Annotated in this window: 1 protein-coding gene and 1 pseudogene; one reads left to right on the top strand and one right to left on the bottom strand. The window is 62.0% G+C overall.

Going from position 1 to position 1556, the window contains the following annotated elements; all coding sequences use genetic code 11:
* The coding region (locus GXY01S_RS16630) for an IS91 family transposase (RefSeq protein ID WP_174520997.1) at positions 1-496 on the top strand (496 nt) is incomplete at its 5' end.
* Positions 497-810: 314 nt separating this feature from the next.
* Here GXY01S_RS16630 and GXY01S_RS16635 read toward each other — a convergent pair.
* Positions 811-1556, bottom strand: a pseudogene (locus tag GXY01S_RS16635) (hypothetical protein); the annotation flags it as partial.

A 1556-nucleotide genomic window follows, 5' to 3' on the forward strand; every position in this document is an offset into this window, starting at 1 on the left:
CCCTGTGCGAACCAGACCCTGGGTCGTTTATGCCAAACCACCTTTTGCCGGTCCCAAAGCGGTGCTGGCCTACCTGTCGCGCTATACCCACCGCGTCGCCATATCGAACCGCCGCCTCCTGGCGTTCAACGAAAAGGGCGTGACGTTCCGCTACAAGGACTACCGGCGGGACACGGCCCAGCAGCAGCAGGTCATGACACTCGCCACGGATGAGTTCATCCACCGCTTCATGCTGCATGTCCTGCCACGGGGATTTCATCGTATCCGCCACTATGGCCTGCTCGCCAGTTCCAACCGCAAGGCCAGTCTGGCCCGGGTGCGGGACCTGCTGAAGGTCATACCCACATCAGCGCCGGAAGTCCCGGAAGCCGGACCGGTCACGCCACCGCCCTGCCCATGTTGTGGTGGTCCGATGGTCGTCATCCAGATCCTTCCCCGCTGGTGCCAGCCCCGAGGGCCGCCACGGGCGACTGATCCAACCAAGGGATCACCATGACAGCCCGCAGATACGACAGCATGACCGATCCCGATGTCGGAGTGGCTCCGCGCCGGCAAACCGGGGCTCCTGTACGCATCACCGGAAAAACCGGGAAAATCGCTGTCTGCACCGCCAGTTCTGTCATCGCGTCATGCAGATCCGGTCACAAAAACCCGTTCCAGTTCCACAAACGCACCTGTATGCTCTGGCTCAGGCTCTCCCCCGGGTAGCGCCAGTTGCAAATTCCCCATAACTGAGTCCCGGTGTCGCGGGTTCGGTCTTCCCAGACTTTCGTACGCCTCGCGGCGCCCGAAACCCTTCAGGTAAGCGGACTATTTCCTGAGCCTGATGATTCCGAGTTCGTGCCACATCCACCCAAAATCGTAGGCAGCCATGCCACCGCCACTCCCTTGGGCGTGGACCGTAGTGTTTTCGATATCCTTCAACCAGATGGCCACCTTTTTACGTCCTGAGGCTGTCTGGACGGCCTGGCGCGGCGTCAAATCCCCCAGGGCCGGGACTGGCTCATCAAGCACCTGCCGATAGTGCCGCTCCAGCATCTGCCCGATAATCCGGGCTTCCTCCTCGGGCGGGATCTGCAGTTCTGGCGAGACCTCCCGTCCATGCGTCCCCCGGTCTTCCATCGCCTGCGCCGGCGTCATGATCTGCGTGAGTGGAGCGCGCACGAGATCTCCCAGACCAGCCTGCAGCATGGCACGGCCACGTTCGGCACGCTCTTTCGAGTTCACCTGCAGCCGCAACTGCCGCCCCTTCAGATCCAGCGTGCCCAACACGATCGCACCATCATCCATCTCCGTGCGCAGGAACCGCCCGTTTTTATCCCGTCCAGCCTTGCGCACGGGATCGCTCATCGGCTCTTTCAGCCAGTTCCAGAGTGACCGGTTTTCCGGTCGCAGGGCCATGATCCCGTCAAGCACGTCCGCCACCGTCTTCTGCGTCACGCCCTTTGCCAGCGGAAAACACACTTCATGGAAGACCAGATCCTCTCCGTCCCCATTGAACAAAGCTGGGCCATCCATCTGCCGGGCCATGTCCTCCAGTGTCCGGAACAGCCAGG

Origin of the sequence: Komagataeibacter xylinus NBRC 15237 (assembly GCF_001571345.1) — a bacterium.
GTDB lineage: Bacteria > Pseudomonadota > Alphaproteobacteria > Acetobacterales > Acetobacteraceae > Komagataeibacter > Komagataeibacter xylinus.